This is a genomic window from Stappia sp. WLB 29 (assembly GCF_023507705.1).
Taxonomy (GTDB): domain Bacteria; phylum Pseudomonadota; class Alphaproteobacteria; order Rhizobiales; family Stappiaceae; genus Stappia.
This window is the reverse complement of record NZ_JALBGD010000001.1, coordinates 376827-394188: the sequence shown is the minus strand read 5'-3', so window position 1 is coordinate 394188 and position 17362 is coordinate 376827. Positions and strand designations below refer to the sequence as shown.

At 66.2% G+C, this 17362-nt stretch carries 12 protein-coding genes and 1 tRNA gene; 11 read left to right on the top strand and 2 right to left on the bottom strand.

Annotation, left to right across the window (positions count from 1 at the left end):
- Positions 1–11: 11 nt before the first annotated feature.
- Complete coding sequence (locus MNI96_RS01855) at positions 12–1901, bottom strand: peptidylprolyl isomerase (protein WP_249689845.1); 1890 nt, start codon at positions 1899–1901, stop codon at positions 12–14.
- A gap of 258 nt (positions 1902–2159) precedes the next feature.
- Between MNI96_RS01855 and tpiA the strand changes: the two genes are divergently transcribed.
- The 11 genes from tpiA (at position 2160) to MNI96_RS01800 (ending at position 16119) form a co-directional block, all read left to right on the top strand.
- Positions 2160–2918: a triose-phosphate isomerase gene (tpiA, locus tag MNI96_RS01850; protein WP_249689842.1), complete on the top strand. Its 759-nt coding sequence runs from the start codon at positions 2160–2162 to the stop codon at positions 2916–2918.
- A gap of 133 nt (positions 2919–3051) precedes the next feature.
- Entirely contained in the window at positions 3052–3420 is a 369-nt protein-coding gene (secG, locus tag MNI96_RS01845) for a preprotein translocase subunit SecG (protein ID WP_249690386.1), read from the top strand.
- 120 nt (positions 3421–3540) lie between these two features.
- Positions 3541–5169 (top strand): CTP synthase, encoded by a 1629-nt coding sequence (gene pyrG, locus MNI96_RS01840; RefSeq protein ID WP_249689840.1) that lies wholly within the window; start codon positions 3541–3543, stop codon positions 5167–5169.
- 63 nt (positions 5170–5232) lie between these two features.
- Positions 5233–6099 carry a VOC family protein gene (locus tag MNI96_RS01835; protein WP_249689838.1) on the top strand — a complete coding sequence of 289 codons (867 nt, stop codon included), beginning with the start codon at positions 5233–5235 and terminating at the stop codon, positions 6097–6099.
- 124 nt (positions 6100–6223) lie between these two features.
- Positions 6224–7369 carry an efflux RND transporter periplasmic adaptor subunit gene (locus MNI96_RS01830; protein ID WP_249689836.1) on the top strand — a complete coding sequence of 382 codons (1146 nt, stop codon included), beginning with the start codon at positions 6224–6226 and terminating at the stop codon, positions 7367–7369.
- Between the two features lie 5 nt (positions 7370–7374).
- A complete protein-coding gene (locus tag MNI96_RS01825) occupies positions 7375–10524 on the top strand; it encodes an efflux RND transporter permease subunit (protein WP_249689833.1) in 3150 nt (1049 codons plus the stop codon).
- 83 nt (positions 10525–10607) lie between these two features.
- Positions 10608–10683 (top strand) — tRNA-Lys (locus MNI96_RS01820).
- Positions 10684–11050: 367 nt separating this feature from the next.
- Positions 11051–11341, top strand: a complete 291-nt coding sequence (locus MNI96_RS01815; protein ID WP_158192338.1) for a hypothetical protein — start codon at positions 11051–11053, stop codon at positions 11339–11341.
- 426 nt (positions 11342–11767) lie between these two features.
- Entirely contained in the window at positions 11768–12736 is a 969-nt protein-coding gene (locus MNI96_RS01810; RefSeq protein WP_249689830.1) for a TAXI family TRAP transporter solute-binding subunit, read from the top strand.
- Between the two features lie 111 nt (positions 12737–12847).
- Positions 12848–15685, top strand: a complete 2838-nt coding sequence (locus MNI96_RS01805; protein ID WP_249689828.1) for a TRAP transporter permease — start codon at positions 12848–12850, stop codon at positions 15683–15685.
- Complete coding sequence (locus tag MNI96_RS01800) at positions 15682–16119, top strand: universal stress protein (protein WP_249689826.1); 438 nt, start codon at positions 15682–15684, stop codon at positions 16117–16119. Before MNI96_RS01805 ends, MNI96_RS01800 begins: the two co-directional genes overlap by 4 nt.
- An 81-nt stretch (positions 16120–16200) precedes the next feature.
- Here MNI96_RS01800 and MNI96_RS01795 read toward each other — a convergent pair whose 3' ends face one another.
- Positions 16201–17289, bottom strand: a complete 1089-nt coding sequence (locus MNI96_RS01795; protein WP_249689824.1) for a YeeE/YedE family protein — start codon at positions 17287–17289, stop codon at positions 16201–16203.
- Between the last annotated feature and the right edge of the window lie 73 nt (positions 17290–17362).

The window sequence follows — 17362 nt, the reverse complement described above, 5'->3', positions numbered from 1 at the left end:
CCGGGGCGGCATCAGCTGCCGCCCTGGCCGAGCACCCGGTTGATGTTGGCCTGGTTGACACTGACACCGAGACGCGCCTCGCGCTCGCCGACATACTGGCCGATGACCGAGTTCTGCAGCGCCTCGGCCAGCCGCTGGTCGAGCGCGGCGATCTCGCCGGCCTCGCGGAAGAAGGCCGGGGCATTGGCGCCGGTCACGCGGAAGACGAGGCGGCGTCCATCCTCGCGTGCGGCGCTGCCGAGCGTGCCGACGGGACCCGAGAAGACATCGGGAATGGCGGAGGCGGGCAGGGGGCCGTTGGCGCCGCTGCGCTTGATGCCGGTCGCGGAGGCAACGTTGAGGCCGCGCTCGGTGGCGACGTCCTGCAGCGACTTGCCGCCGCGGACCTCTTCGACGATGGATTCTGCCAGATCGTCGAGACGCTCGGTGCGCTGCTGCGCGGTCCAGGCGTCGACGACCTGCTGGCGTACCTCGTCCAGCGTGCGGTCGCGGGCCGGCACGACTTCCTGCACCTCGAACCACAGGAACCCGTCGCGGCCGAGCTGCAGCATGTCGGCCTCGATGCCGACATCGCTCTCGAACACGTCGGAGATCAGGTCGTCGGCATCCGGCAGCTGGACCGCGTTGCCGACCTCGTCCTTGCCGGCGCTGTCGAAGGCGGCCGGCGTGTCGAGGGTCAGGGAGAATCGCTCGGCGACCTCCTGCAGCGTCGCGCCGCCGGCGCGCGCGTCCTCGATCTCGTCATGCAGGTCCAGCACCTCGCGCGTCGCAAGGCGCAGGGCGATCTCCTTGCGCAGCTCGGGAGCGACCTCCTCCAGCGGCGACTGGTGCGCCTCTGTGATCTCGGCGACCTTGAGCAGGACGGAGGTCAGGCGGCCCTCGACGATGCCGGAGGTCTCGCCTTCGCCAAGCGCGAAGGCGGCCTCGGCGATGGCCGGGTCGAGCAGGTCCGTGCGGGCCATGGTGCCGAGTTCCACCTGCGCTTCCGTCAGGCCGCGCTCGGCGAGAATGTCGTCGAAGGTCTTGCCTTCGGAAAGGGCGGTGCGGGCCGCTTCGACCGCGGCCGCATCGCCCAGCGGGATCTGCAGGATGCGGCGGCGCTCCGGCTCGCCGAAACGGTCGCCGGAGGCCTCGTATTCCTGGCGCACGTCGTCCTCGCTGACCTCGTCCGGGCGCGCCAGGCGCTCGGGCGTCAGCGGCAGCAGCGCGACCTTGCGGTACTCGGGTGCGCGGAACGTGTCCTGGTTGGCCTCGAAATAGGTCGAAAGCTCGCTGTCCGTCGGGGCGGGAATCTCGCCCGCCTGGTCGACGCCGAATTCCACGTAGTCGACGCTGCGCTCCTCGTTTGCATGCTGGTGGAACGCCTCCAGCATCGCCGCAGGCGTCGCAAGACCGCCGCTGATCGCATCGGCGATCTGGCGGCGCTCCTCCAGCAGCCGGCGCTCGGCGACGAAGGCGTCCTCGGTCAGGCCGTTGGCCTGCAGCACGCGCGACAGCAGGGCGCGGTCGAAGCCGCCGCCCGGCGCCTGGAAGGCCGGGGCCTCCTGGATGAGGCGCACCAGTTCCTGGTCGGAAATGCCGAGATTGTACTCGTCCGCGGTCTCGTTCAGCGCGGCTTCGGCGATCAGGCGGCCGAGCACCTGTGCGGGAATGCCGAGCGAGGCGCCCTCGACGGTCGACAACGGCCGTCCGATGTTGCGGCCGATCGTGTCGAGCTCGCGCCGATAGGCATTGTCGAACTCGACGATCGAGATCTTGCGGTCGCCCACGGTCGCGACCTGGTCGCCGCCGACATTGAGAAGATCACCCGAAATGCCCCAGATCGCAAAGCTGATGACGAGAAGAGCGATCAGGAGTTTGGAAATCCATGACTTTGCGCCGCTGCGCAGAGTGTCGAGCATTGCAGATTCCGTCGTTACTGGGGCGTTACCGGGGCAACAGGATACGGCCCGGACCTTGGGTAAGATCCGAGCGAGAGCGGCCGGATCATAGAGATGCGGGCCGGCAGGGGCAAGGTACAGGCAATGGCTTGGGCAAAGGCTCGGGCAACGGCTCGCGCCGTACCGTCTTGAACGAGGCGGAAATTCTGGTAGCACCGGCGTTGAATGTGCCCGTCCGGCACGCCCATCGCCGACCGAACGCCAGCCGAGGATGCCGAAATGACCCAGAAGAACACGCCGCTGATCGCCGGAAACTGGAAGATGAACGGGCTGGCGACGTCGCTCGGCGAGCTGCGCTCGATGGCGGAGGCGGCCGCCGGCGGTCTGGCGGCTTCGGTCGATCTTGCGATCTGCCCGCCCGCGACGCTGGTCGCGGCGGCGGCGGCTGCGGCCGGCGACAGCGGTCTCAGCATCGGCGGCCAGGACTGCCACCCGGCGGCGAGCGGCGCCCACACGGGCGACATCTCGGCCGAGATGCTGGCCGATTCCGGTGCGCGCTGGGTCATCGTCGGCCATTCCGAGCGCCGGGCCGATCACGGCGAGAGCGACGCGCTGGTGCGGGCCAAGGCGGAGGCCGCGTGGCGGGCGGGTCTCGTCGCCATCGTCTGCGTCGGCGAGACGGAAGCCGAGCGCAAGGCCGGCAAGGCCCTCGAGGTGGTCGGCGCACAGCTTGCCGGCTCGGTGCCGGAGGGGGCGGACGGCGCCCGGCTGGTCGTTGCCTACGAGCCGGTCTGGGCCATCGGCACCGGCCTGACGCCGACGGTGGATGACGTGGCCGAGATGCATGCCTATATGCGCAAGGAACTGCAGGGACGGTTCGGGCCTTCGGCCGCGTCGATCCGGCTGCTTTACGGCGGCTCGGTGAAGCCGGCCAATGCCGGCGAGCTGCTGTCGGTCGACAATGTCGACGGCGCGCTTGTCGGCGGCGCCAGCCTGAAGGCCTCGGATTTCCTTGCGATCGCAAAGGCCGCCGGCTGATCCGCCGGCAAACCTTTTGCCATGCGGCCGGCAGGGGGCTGCCATGAGTGCAGTCGGGGCCGATCAAGGGTGGAAACCGTGACGGCATTGGTGTAGAACCCGCTGCAATCCGAACACGAAAGACTGGTTGTCGATGGAAACCGTTGTCATCGTTATTCATCTCATGGTCGTGCTTGCGCTCGTCCTGGTGGTTCTCCTGCAGCGTTCCGAGGGTGGTGCCCTGGGCATCGGCGGCGGCGGCGGCGGGATGATGTCCAGCCGCGGCAGCGGCAACGTGCTGACCCGCGCAACGGCGATTCTGGCTGCGGTCTTCTTCGCGACCTCGCTGGGTCTTGCGCTGCTGGCCAAGAACGGCGACCGTCCGGCCTCGATCCTGGATGCGGTGCCCGGTACGCAGAGCGCGCCGGCCGGCGAGGGAACGTCGGGTTCTGGCAACGGCATCCTCGACCAGTTGCGTCCGCCCGAGACGCCCTCCGGACCGCAGGTTCCGGCGGCGCAGTAAGCCCAGGGCGGCAGGCGTCTTCATCCAATGCCCCGCGATACCCGTCGCGGGGCATTTTCTTGTGTGTTAACTCCATGCCGGGCGTTCGAATCAGCGCCCGCAGCGATATGGTATTGGTCCATGGCGCGATACATCTTCATCACCGGCGGCGTGGTTTCTTCCCTTGGCAAGGGACTGGCCTCCGCGGCTCTCGGGGCTCTTCTGCAGGCGCGCGGATATAAGGTGCGGCTGCGCAAGCTCGACCCCTATCTCAACGTCGATCCGGGGACCATGAGTCCCTACCAGCACGGCGAGTGTTTCGTGACGGACGACGGCGCGGAGACCGACCTCGACCTTGGCCATTACGAGCGGTTCACCGGTCGGCCGGCCAACAAGATGGACAACATCACCACCGGCCGGATCTATCAGGACATCATCGCCAAGGAGCGCCGCGGCGACTATCTCGGTGGCACCGTCCAGGTGATTCCGCACGTTACCGACGCGATCAAGGCTTTCGTGCTCGAGGGCAACGACGACTACGATTTCGTGCTGTGCGAGATCGGCGGCACCGTCGGCGACATCGAGGGACTGCCGTTCTTCGAGGCGATCCGCCAGCTCGGCAACGAGCTGCCGCGCGGCCATGCGGTCTATATCCACCTGACCCTGATGCCGTTCATCGCCTCGGCCGGCGAGCTCAAGACCAAGCCGACCCAGCACTCGGTCAAGGAGCTGCGCTCCATCGGCATCCAGCCGGACATCCTGATGGTCCGCTGCGACCGCAAGATTCCGGAGAGCGAGCGGCGCAAGCTGTCGCTGTTCTGCAACGTGCGCGAAGGCGCCGTCATCCCGGCCTACGACGTCAAGTCGATCTACGACGTGCCTATCGCCTATCACAAGGAAGGCTTGGACGACGAGGTGCTGGCGGCGTTCGGCATCACCGGCGCGCCGGCGCTCGACCTGTCCCGCTGGACCGGCATTTCCGAGACGCTCGCCAATCCGGAAGGCGAGGTGACCATCGCGATCATCGGCAAGTACACGGTCCTCAAAGACGCCTACAAGTCGCTGATCGAGGCCTTGGTGCATGGCGGCATCGCCAACAATGTGCGCGTCAACATCGAATGGATCGAGTCGGAGATCTTCGAGAAGGAAGACCCGACCCCGTGGCTGGACAGCGTCCACGGCATTCTGGTGCCGGGCGGCTTCGGCGAGCGCGGCGCGGAAGGCAAGATCGCGGCGGCCCGTTTCGCCCGGCTGCACAAGGTGCCGTATTTCGGCATCTGCTTCGGCATGCAGATGGCGGTGATCGAGGCGGCGCGGAATCTTGCCGGCATTCAGGACGCCAACTCCACCGAGTTCGGCGAGGCGGCGGAGCCCGTCGTCGGCCTGATGACCGAATGGTCGAAGGGCAACCAGATCGAGGTGCGGCGCGCCGACGGCGAACTCGGCGGCACCATGCGTCTCGGGGCCTATCCGGCGCGGTTGCAGAAGGGCTCGCGGATCGCCGACATCTACGGATCGGAGATGATCTCCGAGCGCCATCGCCACCGCTACGAGGTGAACATCGCCTATCGCGAGCGGCTGGAGCAGGCGGGCCTGCGCTTTGCCGGCACCTCACCGGACGGCCAGCTGCCGGAGACGGTGGAGATCGACGACCACCCCTGGTTCATCGGCGTGCAGTACCATCCGGAGCTGAAGTCGCGCCCGTTCGAGCCGCATCCGCTCTTCGCGTCCTTCGTGGCCGCGGCGATCGAGCAGAGCCGCCTGGTCTGATCGGGACCGGGCCGGCCGTTCCGCTCGGGACAGGCCAGAGGCAAAGGGGCAGGGGAGAGAACTATGACCGCACGCGGTTTCGATCACGTGGTCTGGGCGGTGCGCGATCTCGGCGCGGCCGCCCGTTTCATGGAAAAGCTGGACTTTCGCCTCACGCCGCGCGCCCGCCATCCCTGGGGCACGGAAAACCATCTCGTCCAGCTCGATGGGTTCTTCATCGAGATCGTGGGGATCGGCGACGAGACGCTGATCCCGGAAGCGGCGGGCGACACGTTCTCCTTCGGTGCGTTCAACCGCGATTTCCTGAAGACGCGCGAGGGCGTGTCGATGCTGGTGATGGAAAGCCGCGATCCGGCGGCCGATCGCCGCGAGTTCGAAGAGGCCGGCCTGCATGTCTACGCGCCGTTCTCCTTCGGCCGTGAGGCAAAGCTGCCCGACGGGAGCATCCGCAAGGTCGGCTTCGACCTGACCTTCGTGCGCAACGACAGCGATCCCGAGCACGGCTTCTTCACCTGCCTGAACCGCTATCCGGAGAACTTCTGGTCGGCCGAGTACCAGACCCACCCCAACGGCGTGACCGCGCTCGAGTCGGTGGTGATCGTCTGCGACGAGCCGGCCGAGCAGCACATCTTCTACGCCGCCTTCACCGGCCGGCGGGAAATGCGCGCGACCAGCCTCGGGATCACCATCGAGACGCCGCGCGGCCGGCTGCATCTGATGCCGCCGGCAGCCTTTGCCTCGCTGTACGGCATCGACGCACCGGAGATCGGTCCCGGCGGCTCGGCGATCGCCGCACTCGGCCTGCGAGCCCGCGACCGCGCCCGTCTGGCGCGGACGCTGCGGGAGGCATCGCTCGATGCCGTGGAGGCGCCCGAAGGTCTGGTTCTGCCGGCCGGGGACCACTTCGGATTGGCGCTTGTCTTTGACTGAGTTGCCTGCGTACCCTTCCGAAAGCTACAGAAAACGGCTGTGCGAGGGGCGGTGTCATAACCGCTTCTCTTTCGTCTAATAGACCGGCGTCCGGTATCCGGGCGCTCGGGGGGAGGTTACGATTATGGGCCAGCTGCGTTCGTTCCTGCGCGTGAGCCTCGTTCCGGGCCTTGCGGTGGCGCTGGCCGCCTGCAACCCGTCGCAGGACAGCTCGACGCCGGAAGCGCCGCCCCCTTCCGTCACCGTCGCAGCAGCCGTCTCCAAGGAGGTGCGCCAGTCCGCCCGCTTCGTCGGGCGTGTGCAGGCGGTCGACGACGTCAACCTGATCGCCCGGGTTTCCGGGTTCCTCAATTCCAAGAATGTCGATGATGGTGCGACCGTGCAGAGCGGCCAGCTGCTGTTCACCATCGAGCGCGCGCCTTACGAGGCGGCTCTGGCCTCCGCCAAGGCTGAGGCGGCGCGTGCGGCTGCCGATGCGGCGCTGAAGGCCTCCGACCTGGAGCGCGACAAGGACTTGCTCGACAAGGGGCACGTCTCCCAGGCCAAGTACCAGGCGACGCTTGCGGCCAAGGAGCAGGCCGATGCCTCGGTCGCGGCCGCCAATGCCGCGATCACCCAGGCCGAGCTCAACCTGAGCTACACCGACATCACGGCGCCGTTTGCCGGCAAGATCGGCAGGAGCAATTTCAGCGTCGGCGATGTGGTCGGCCCGTCGAGCGGCCCGATCGCGCGGCTGGTACGCACCGATCCGATGTATGTGAGTTTCGCGATCAGCGAGAAGGACTATCTGGATGCGGTGCGCGGCGCCAATCCGGCGGAGGCGGTCGGCGACAAGGCCGCGTTGCCGGGCATCCACGTGATCCTGCCGAACGGCCAGCGCTACGCGCAGGACGGCGAGATCGTCTTCATCGACAACGTGGTCGATTCGAAGACGGGAACGATCGCGGTCCGCGGGCGCTTCAGCAATCCCGACCTGCTTCTGGTCGCCGGCACCTTTGTCGAGGTCGTCGTGGAAGCGCCGGTGTCGATGAAGGAGATCGTCATTCCGCAGTCGGCGGTGCAGCGCGACCAGCGCGGCCCCTTCGTGCTGGTGGTGGGCAGCAACGAGACCGTCGAGCAGCGCTATGTCGAGCTCGGCCAGCAGGTCGACACGGATTTCGCCGTGACGAAAGGTCTGCAGGAGGGTGAGCGCGTGATCACGCTCGGCCTGCAGAAGGTGCGGCCGGGCGTGCCGGTCAACGCCGCGCTCGCCGCCGGCTCGGCGGAGTAGCGCCGATGTTCTCGCGGATCTTCATCAACCGGCCGAAATTCGCGCTGGTCATCTCCATCGTCATTACCATCGCCGGCGCGCTGGGATACATGTCGCTGCCGGTCGAGCAGTTCCCCAACATCACCCCGCCGGTCGTCAACGTCTCCGCCAGCTATACCGGCGCCAGCGCGCAGGTGCTGGAAGAGACCGTCGCGGCGCCCATCGAAGCCGAGGTGAACGGTGTCGACAACATGCTCTACATGTCGTCGAACAGCTCCGACAACGGCAGCTACTCGCTGAACATCGTCTTCGATGTCGGCACCGATCCGGACATTGCGGCCGTCAATGTGCAGAACCGCGTGTCGCAGGCGACGAGCGTGCTGCCGGCCGACGTCACCCGCAGCGGCGTGACCGTGCAGAAGGCCAGCACCAACATGCTGCTGGTCGTCACGCTGTTCTCGCCCAACCGCACCTATGACGAGCTGTTTCTCGCCAATTACGCCTCGATCAACCTCAAGGATTCGCTCGCCCGCGTGAAGGGCGTCGGCAAGGCCGACGTGCTCACCGACTTCGCCTACGGCATGCGGATCTGGCTCGACCCGAACCGGCTGGCGGCCCTGTCGATGACGCCGTCCGACTTCATCGCGGCGATCCAGGACCAGAACCTGCAGGTCGCGGCCGGCCAGATCGGCGCGCCTCCGGCGCCCGAGGGGCAGCAGTTCCAGTACACCGTGCGGGCGCAGGGGCGCCTGTCTACGGTCGAGGAGTTCCGCAACATCGTGCTGCGCACGGGCGAGGACGGAGCGCTGGTGCGCATCGGCGATGTGGCGCGGGTCGAGCTCGGGTCGCAGTTCTACGCCGCAAGCGGGCGCTACGACGGCAAGCCGGCCACCGTGCTGGCGATCTACCAGGCGCCGGGTGCGAATGCGCTTGCCGTCGCCGAAGGGGTGAGGACGCGGCTGGAGGAACTGTCCCGCGCGTTCCCCGACGACATCGCCTACGACATTCCCTTCGACACGACCGAGTTCGTCGAACGTTCGCTCGACGACGTGGTCATGACCTTGATGATGACCTTCGCGCTGGTGGTGGCGGTCGTCTTCGTGTTTCTCGGCAACTGGCGAGCGACGATCATTCCGACCATCGCCATCCCCGTGTCGCTGATCGGCACGTTCGCCGTCCTGCTGCTGGCGGGCATGTCGCTCAACACGATCAGCCTCTTTGCGCTGGTGCTGGCCATCGGCATCGTCGTGGACGATGCCATCATCGTGGTGGAGAATGTCGAGCGCATCATCGCCGAGGAGGGTCTGTCGGCCAAGGAAGCGACCGAGAAGGCGATGGCGCAGATCACCACGCCGGTGATCGCCACCACCTTGGTGCTGCTTGCGGTGTTCGTGCCGACGATCTTCATGCCGGGGATCACCGGCCGGCTCTACTCGCAGTTCGCCGTGACGATCTCGGTCTCGGTGGTGATTTCCTCGATCAATGCGCTGACCCTGTCGCCGGCCCTGTGCGGGCTGGTGCTGAAGGCCCGCTCGGGCCCGCCGCGCGGCCTGCTGGCGGTGTTCGAGAAGGGCATCGGACGGGCTCGCGACGGCTATGTCGGGATCGTATCGCGCCTGCTGCCCCGTTCGTTCCTGGGCCTTCTCGGCGTCGGTGCCGCCGTCGCGCTGATCGTGGTGATGAGCGGCCGCCTGCCGCAGGGCTTCCTGCCGCTGGAGGACCAGGGCTACCTGATGGTGGACGTGCAGCTGCCCGACGGCGCGGCGCTGCCGCGCACCACCGAGATCACCGACCGGATGGAGGAGATGCTGGAAGGCATCGACGGCATCCAGCACATCATTATGGTCAACGGCTTCTCGATCCTCAATTCGGGCCTGTCGCCGAACTCGGGCATGGTCATCGTCAAGCTGAAGCCCTGGGGCGAGCGCGAGACGCCGGAGTTGAGCGCCAACGGTATCCTCGCCAAGCTCTGGGCGACGTTCTCGACAATCCCCGGCGCCAACATCATCGCCTTCAACGCTCCCCCGATTCCCGGCCTCGGCACCACCGCCGGCGTCGAGATGAAGGTGCAGCAGACGGGCGGCGGCACGCCGCAGGATCTCGCCTCGGCGGTCGGCTCGCTCGTCTATACGGCGAATCAGCAGCCTTCGATCGCACAGGCTTATTCGACCTTCCGGGCGAACGTGCCGCAGCTCTTCGTCGATCTCGACCGGGAGCGGGCGAAGCTGCTCGGCATCCGGATTGCGGATGTCTTCCAGACGCTGCAATCCTATCTCGGCGGGTACTACGTCAACGATTTCAACCTGTTCGGGCGCGTTTATCGCGTGATGATTCAGGCCGAGGGTGCCATGCGCGACCGTGCCGACGACATCGCGCAGCTGCATGTGCGCAACGAGGCGGGAGACATGGTTCCGTTGCGGTCCATCGTCAGCGTCGAGAACGTGCTCGGCCCGCAGATCCTCAATCGCTACAACATGTTCCGCTCCGCCTCGGTCAATGCGGAGCCGAAAGCGGGAATGTCCACCGGCGACACCATTACCGAAATGGAGCGGGGGGCTGCCGAGGCGCTTCCGTCCGGCTACGCCTACGAGTGGACCGGCTCCGCGCTGCAGCAGCAGGGCGCGGGCGCGGTGGTTGTCATCGTGCTGATGCTGTCGATCCTTTTCGCTTATCTCTTCCTGGTCGCCCAGTACGAAAGCTGGTCGATGCCGCTGGCGATCCTGATGTCGGTGACGGTGGCGCTGCTCGGCGCCTTTGCCGCGGTGGCGGCCACGGGGAGCGACGTCAACCTCTACACCCAGATCGGCATGATCATGCTCGTCGGTCTTGGTGCTAAGAACGCCATCCTGATCGTCGAGTTCGCCATGGAGGAGCGGGAGAAGGGCAAGTCGATCATTGCCGCGGCCCGCGAGGCGGCGCATCTGCGCTTCCGCGCCGTGATGATGACGGCGCTGGCCTTCCTGCTCGGTGTGGTTCCGCTGGTCACCGCGAGCGGTGCGGGCGCGGCCAGCCAGAAGGCCATCGGATTCGCGGTGTTCGGCGGGATGCTGTTCGCCACAACGCTCGGCGTGGTGCTGATCCCGGTGCTTTACGTGGTCATGCAGATCCTGCGCGAACGCCTCAAGGGAATCTACGCCGGAGCCGATGTCGCAAGGGGCGAAACCAAGCCGGCGTAAGCGGTGCGGCGAGGGCGGTTATCCACCCTCGCCAATTCGCCTCTTGTCACGTCGGGCGCACATTGTTACAGGAACGCGCGTGTGAGCCTGTAGCTCAGTTGGTAGAGCAACTGACTTTTAATCAGTAGGTCCAGGGTTCGAGCCCCTGCGGGCTCACCAAAACCTCCCCGATATCCGTGGCATTGGAGAGATATCGGGCGAGGTGAGGTGGGTGGCCGCGCGCTGCAAGCGCCCCACCGAAGCTGCTCATATTCCTTCCGTTCCGCTGCGTTTGTTCCGACGGTGTTTACGGCCGTCGGTGATATTTTGCGCAGGGACTGGCTTGTTGATCATTTGCTCATCGGTCCGGTTGGAAAACCCTTCCTTCATGATGTAGAGTTACGTTTGGGAATGACGGGAGCGATGCCCCGGCGCCGGCTCTGTCCGCAAGGGGCGCGCATCGTCTATCGACCATCCGCCCTATGCTGTGTACAACTGTCGGCAGAGGCGAGTGACCACTACAACGACGGGACGGACGCACGAGACGATGTCTGACACCTCCGGCGGCAACAGCACGGCAGAGTATGAGTTCCTGCGGGGGCACATCGCTGCGACCATGGCTCTCATCCATGGGCTGATCGCACAAGGTGCGCTCGACCGTCAGGCACTCGACGACTATTTCACCGATTATCTCAGCCACCTGCCGCATACGCGCGAAACGCTGGCCTTGCGCCTCGTCATAGATCAGTGGCGCCAGGGCTTGCGCGAAGGGCAGGACGAGGCTCAGCTGCGCCGCAATTTCCTCGAAGTCATTCACGGCGGCAAGAGCGGCGACTGAAGCTCTGGCACACAAGAGCGACAGCCGTCGATGCGCGGCCGCTCCGATCGTCTGTCCGATATTGCAAGATTGTCCTGCAATCCTCCCAAGGTCCTTTCTCCAATTTTTCCAGAACCTCTACAGGGGGTTGGAAGATCGTCGCGTTTCGGTCTAACCTGACTTTCCGCATTTTCGCGGGAAGGCTGTGGCAGTCCTGTCCAGCTCACGCGCCAGAAGCAAGGAGGGGAGGCAGTTGTTCGTGCGAAGGCAGCTTTAGAGACTGCCGGCAGGCGGCGCGATCCCTGACCGGATCGGGCCTTGCGCGCGAATGACGGCCCCGGGGACGGGGTCTGCGATCTTCCTGAAGCGCTTCCAACCGGGAGGCCCGTCCTGACGGTCCGCCCTTGCGTGTCGCACGAAACCGCTGCCTATCACGGGAGGCACTGCATGAAACTCTTCAAATCATTGACCCTTGGGACGATGGTCGCCGGCGCCATGGCGCTGTCCGGCACGGCCCAGGCCGAGACCTTCGTCACCATTGGCACCGGCGGCCAGACTGGCGTCTACTACCAGGTCGGCGGCGCGATCTGCCGTCTCGTCAACCGCGGCTCGGCCGAGCACGACATCAAGTGCACGCACACGACCGGCGGCTCGGTGTCCAACATCAACGGCATCCGCGCCGGCGACCTCGACATGGGCGTCGCCCAGTCGGACTGGCAGTACCATGCCTACAACGGCACCGCTCCCGACACGTTCCCGGACGGCAAGTTCGAAGAACTGCGTGCGGTCTTCTCCGTGCATCCGGAGCCGTTCACCGTGGTGGCGCGCGCCGATTCCGGCATCAAGACCTTCGACGACCTCAAGGGCAAGCGCGTCAACATGGGCGATCCGGGCTCCGGTGCCCGTGCTACCTTCGAGGTGGTGATGGACAAGATGGGCTGGAGCGCATCGGACTTCTCGCTTGCCGCGGAGCTGAAGTCGGCCGAGCAGTCTGCCGCCCTGTGCGACAACAAGATCGACGCCATCGTCTTCACCGTCGGCCACCCGGCGGGAACCATCAAGGAGGCGACCACGTCGTGCGAGTCGCGCCTGATCAATGTCGACAATGACGTCATCCGCAAGCTGGTCGACGACAACCCGTTCTATTCCATGGCGACCATCCCGGCCGGCATGTATGCGGGCACCGACGAGGACACCACGACCTTCGGCGTGGGCGCCACCTTCGTTTCATCGACCAAGACCTCGCCGGACGTCATCTACGCGGTGACCAAGGCGGTGTTCGAGAACTTCGACCGCTTCAAGCAGATGCATCCCGCCTTCGAGAACCTGAAGGAAGAGGACATGATCAAGAACAACCTCTCGGCGCCGCTGCACGAGGGGGCAGAGCGCTACTACAAGGAGCGCGGCTGGATGTAATCCAGCTCCGGGGCCGGCGCGAATCCTTCGCGCCGGCCCATTCTCTTTCAGATCGTGGTCAGGCCCGTCCGGCGGACGCGACATGGCTTGGGTGGAACCTGTGGGGGGCTCATGAGCGAAGGCACGAACAAGGGACAGCTAAGCGCGTCCGAGCTTGAGGATCTGGTCGCCTCGACCGATACAGGCGGCCGCAATCCGACCAACCGACAGGTGGCCATGCTGATCGCCGGCGTCGCGCTGGCCTGGTCGCTGTTCCAGATCTGGATCGCCTCGCCGCTGCCCTACAGCCTCGGCATCGGCGTGTTCTCGAGCCGCGAGGCGCGGCCGATCCATCTCGCCTTCGCGCTGTTCCTCGCCTATCTCGTGTTTCCTGCCTTTCGCAGTTCTCCGCGGCGCTCCGTGCCGATCGCGGACTGGGCGCTGGCCATCGGAGCGACCGCCTGCGCGCTCTATCTCTTCGTCTTCGACACCGCGCTGATCAAGAGCCTCATGGGCTCGCGGCTTGCCGACCGTCCGAACAACCCGAACGGCACCGACGTCGTCGTCGCCGTGCTCGGCATCCTGTTCCTGCTAGAGGCGACGCGCCGGGCGCTCGGCCCCCCGCTGATGATCGTCGCGATCATCTTCCTCGGCTACACGTTCCTCGGGCCCTACGCGCCCGGCCTGCTGGCCTGGAAGGGCGCGAGCTTCAACGCCGTCGCCTTCCACCAGTGGCTGTCGACGGAGGGCGTGTTCGGCATCGCGCTCGGCGTCTCGACAGATCTCGTCTTCCTGTTCGTGCTGTTCGGCGCCTTGCTCGACAAGGCGGGGGCGGGCAACTACTTCATCAAGGTGGCCTTCTCGCTGATGGGCCATTTCAGCGGCGGGCCGGCCAAGGCGGCCGTCGTCGCCTCCGGCATGACCGGCCTCATTTCCGGTTCGTCCATCGCCAATGTGGTCACGACCGGCACCTTCACCATCCCCATGATGCGCCGCGTCGGCTTCTCGCGCGAAAAGGCCGGCGCCGTCGAGGTTGCCTCGTCGGTCAACGGGCAGATCATGCCGCCGGTGATGGGCGCCGCCGCCTTCCTGATGGTCGAATATATCGGCATCTCGTATTTCGAGGTGGTCAAGCACGCCTTCATCCCGGCGATCATCTCCTACATCGCCCTCGTCTACATCGTGCATCTGGAAGCGATGCGGAAGGGAATGGAAGGCCTGCCGCGGGCGAGCGAGCCCAAGCCGCTGAAATGGGCGCTGATTTCCTTTGGCGTGACGATCTCGGTGATGCTGGCGATCGCCGGCGGCATCTACTACCTGTTTGCGGTTTTCGAGGCGCTCGGCAGTTCCGGCAACCGTTTGTTCGCGGTCTTGATTGTCCTAGGGCTCATCGCCTGCGTGCTGGCGCTGCTGCGCTCGCGCGCCGGCGAGGATACGCGCATGCGCGTCCTGTCGACCGGGGCGCTGGTGATCGGCGTCTCCTCCATCGCAGCCTTCGGCCTGTTCTTCTTCATGGATGTGTTGTCGCGCGTTACCGGCGACTGGACGCAGTGGGCGGTCGCGGTGCTTCTCCTGGCGGTCTATATCGGCCTGGTGCGGTATTGCGCACAGTTTCCCGACCTGGAGATGGACGACCCGAACGTGCCTGTGGTGCGGCTGCCGGATCCGGGGCCGACGGTCAAGTCTGGCTTGCACTTCCTGCTGCCCGTCTTCGTGCTGATCTGGTGCCTGATGGTGGAGCGTCTGTCGCCGTCGCTCTCGGCGTTCTGGGCGGCGATGCTGATGATCTTCATCCTGCTGACCCAGCGCCCTCTCTTCGCCTATTTCCGCAAGGAGCCGACGGAAGGAACGGTGGCGCGCGGCTGGTCGGAGCTGATCGACGGCATGATCGCCGGCGCCCGCAACATGATCGGCATCGGTATTGCCACTGCGGCGGCCGGCATCATCGTCGGTGCGGTGTCGCAGACGGGCGTCGGCGCGGTGCTGGCGGCGCTGGTCGAGTTCCTGAGCCAGGGCCAGATCCTGCTGATCCTGATCTTCACCGCGATCCTCAGCCTGATCCTCGGCATGGGCCTGCCGACGACGGCGAACTACATCGTCGTCTCGTCGCTGCTGGCGCCGGTGATCGTTGCGCTGGGACAGCAGAACGGGTTGATCGTTCCGCTCGTGGCGGTTCACCTGTTCGTCTTCTACTTCGGCATCATGGCGGACGTGACGCCGCCGGTGGGACTGGCTTCATTTGCGGCAGCGGCCGTGTCGGGCGGCGATCCCATCCGCACCGGCTTCGTGGCGTTCTTCTATTCGCTGCGCACCGCCTTGCTGCCGTTCCTCTTCATCTTCAACACCGACATCCTGCTGATCGACGTGACGCCGCTGGAGGGCGTCGTGGTCTTCATCGTCGCGACGGCGGCGATCCTGGTCTTCACGGCCGGGGCGCAGGGCTACTTCATCGTCCGCTCGCGGCTGTGGGAATCGACGGCGCTGATCCTGGTTGCGTTCACGTTGTTCCGTCCCGGTTTCTGGATGGACCTCACCGTCGCGCCCTATGATCAGGTCGAGCCGACCAGCCTGGTCGAGACGCTGGAGCGGGCAACGCCGGGCGCGGAGCTGCGCACGACCGTCGCGGGCATCAACGATGTCGGCGATCCCATCACGCTGACGATGATGATCCCGGTCGGCAGCGAGGCGACGGGCGAAGAGCGACTTGAAGCCTTCGGCCTGATGGTGTTCGAGCAGGACGGAAAGCTGATCGTCGACGGTACCGCCTACGATTCGCCCGCTCAGCAGGCCGGTTTCGACTTCGATCAGGTCTTCCAGACGCTGGATGTGCCCACCGCCCAGCCGCCGCGCGAACTGTTCTACATTCCGGCACTGCTGCTGCTCGGCCTGGTCTACATGCTCCAGCGGGGCCGCAAGCGGCAGCAGGTGGAAGAGAAGCGGCTGAAGGCCGGCAAGGAGGCGACCGCATGAGTTCGATGTTCAAGCATATTCTTGCCTGTATCGATCTCGGCGATGTGCCGACCTCGGCCAAGGTGATCACTGCCGCCATGGAGACGGTGGGGGCGGACGACACGCTGCATGTCTTCACCGCTGTGCCGGATTTCGGCCGCAGCATCGTCGGTTCGTTCTTCCCGGACGACTATGAGAAGTCGGCGATCCAGAAGACGCGCGACGCGCTGCACGGCTTCATCGATATGCATGTGCCCAAGGGGACGCGGGTGCAGGCGGTGATCGGCCACGGCAACATCTACGAGGAGATCCTCGTGGCGGCCGACAAGGTCGGTGCCGATCTCATCGTCATCGGTTCGCACCGGCCGGAGCTGAAAGACTATCTTTTGGGTCCGAACGCGGCCCGGGTGGTCCGTCACGCGCGGGTGTCGGTGCTCGTCGTGCGCGAGCGCTGAGGCGCCGGCAGCGCAAACGGCGAGGGTACGGGCAAGAAGGAGGCGCCGCCGCGCCTCCGCGCCGCCTTTGCCGTTCCGGTGTCAGGCGCCGTGAGAGCCGCGCTGGCCGAAGAGGCCCATGATGCTGCCCTCGATCAGCCAGGCGAGGCCCAGGCGTGCGCCGACGGCGATGGACAGCATCACCAGCGGCGCGGACACGGCCAGGACCGAGGCCGCGGTGATGCCCTGACCGATGGTGCAGCCGAAGGCAAGGATGCCGCCGGTTCCCATCAGGAAGGCGCCGACCATGTGGCGGCGAAGCTCCCGGACGTCGTCGCAGGCCTCCCAGCGGAACTCGCGCTTGAACAAGGCGCCGGCAACCGCCCCGAAGATCACGCCGAAGACCGAGCCGATGCCGAAGGTCAGCGTTGCGCCGCTAAAGGTCATGACATAGACCAGCGCGTCGCCGAGCGGGCGCACGAAGGTGAAGGATTCGAGTTTTTGCGGCTCGAACGGATTGTTGCCGAGCAGGCCGGTGGCAAGCCATCCGCCGGTGATCGCAAGGCCGACGGCGATGCCGCTGACAACGAGGCGTGTTTCGGACCGGAAGGCGCCGTCGCGCAACGTCCAGGCGCCCAGCATGCAGGCGAGGGTGAGCCCCAGCGCCGCGCCGGTCTCGATGCCGAGTGCCTTGTCGAGAATGTCATCGAGCGCCGTGCCGCCGAGCGAGGCAAACGACAGCGTGAAGGGATCGATCAGGACCTGGCGCAGGACGCCGGTGATCCCGCGCATGGCCATGTAGGCGGAGACGGCCATGACGAGAAAGGTCACGACGGAGCGCAGGTCGCCGCCGCCGATACGGGCGAGCGTGCCGAACCCGCAGGTGCCGACAAGCGCCATGCCGATGCCGAACATCAACCCGCCGGCAATCGCGCCGAGCCAAGGGAGGGTGGAGGGAAGGTAGATCGAGCGCACGGGATCGATATAGCCGAGAGCAGTCGCGATCTGGGTCAGCGCGATCGCAACGGCAATCGCCAGCGCCCAGCTGCGCAGCCGCCTCATGTCGCCGCCGAGAAACGCGTCCTCCAGCGCGCCCATGGTGCAGAACCGGCCGACACGCGCGGCGAGGCCCAGCACAACGCCGCCGGCAAAGCCGCACAGCGCCACCACCAAGGATGTCTGCATCTCCATCGGCCGCGCCTCCCCCTCGCGTACGACCGGATCTATCGATCGTCTCCGCCGGTGGTCCGTCGTCCGCCGGAGG

What these genes read in the sequence shown, in the direction of transcription:
- pyrG (WP_249689840.1), top strand. Translation starts at nt 3,541, where the DNA reads ATGGCGCGATACATCTTCATCACCGGCGGCGTGGTTTCTTCCCTTGGC.
- MNI96_RS01855 (WP_249689845.1), bottom strand. Translation starts at nt 1,901, where the DNA reads ATGCTCGACACTCTGCGCAGCGGCGCAAAGTCATGGATTTCCAAACTC.
- MNI96_RS01825 (WP_249689833.1), top strand. Translation starts at nt 7,375, where the DNA reads ATGTTCTCGCGGATCTTCATCAACCGGCCGAAATTCGCGCTGGTCATC.
- MNI96_RS01815 (WP_158192338.1), top strand. Translation starts at nt 11,051, where the DNA reads ATGTCTGACACCTCCGGCGGCAACAGCACGGCAGAGTATGAGTTCCTG.
- secG (WP_249690386.1), top strand. Translation starts at nt 3,052, where the DNA reads ATGGAAACCGTTGTCATCGTTATTCATCTCATGGTCGTGCTTGCGCTC.
- MNI96_RS01800 (WP_249689826.1), top strand. Translation starts at nt 15,682, where the DNA reads ATGAGTTCGATGTTCAAGCATATTCTTGCCTGTATCGATCTCGGCGAT.
- tpiA (WP_249689842.1), top strand. Translation starts at nt 2,160, where the DNA reads ATGACCCAGAAGAACACGCCGCTGATCGCCGGAAACTGGAAGATGAAC.
- MNI96_RS01830 (WP_249689836.1), top strand. Translation starts at nt 6,224, where the DNA reads ATGGGCCAGCTGCGTTCGTTCCTGCGCGTGAGCCTCGTTCCGGGCCTT.
- MNI96_RS01795 (WP_249689824.1), bottom strand. Translation starts at nt 17,289, where the DNA reads ATGGAGATGCAGACATCCTTGGTGGTGGCGCTGTGCGGCTTTGCCGGC.
- MNI96_RS01810 (WP_249689830.1), top strand. Translation starts at nt 11,768, where the DNA reads ATGAAACTCTTCAAATCATTGACCCTTGGGACGATGGTCGCCGGCGCC.
- MNI96_RS01835 (WP_249689838.1), top strand. Translation starts at nt 5,233, where the DNA reads ATGACCGCACGCGGTTTCGATCACGTGGTCTGGGCGGTGCGCGATCTC.
- MNI96_RS01805 (WP_249689828.1), top strand. Translation starts at nt 12,848, where the DNA reads ATGAGCGAAGGCACGAACAAGGGACAGCTAAGCGCGTCCGAGCTTGAG.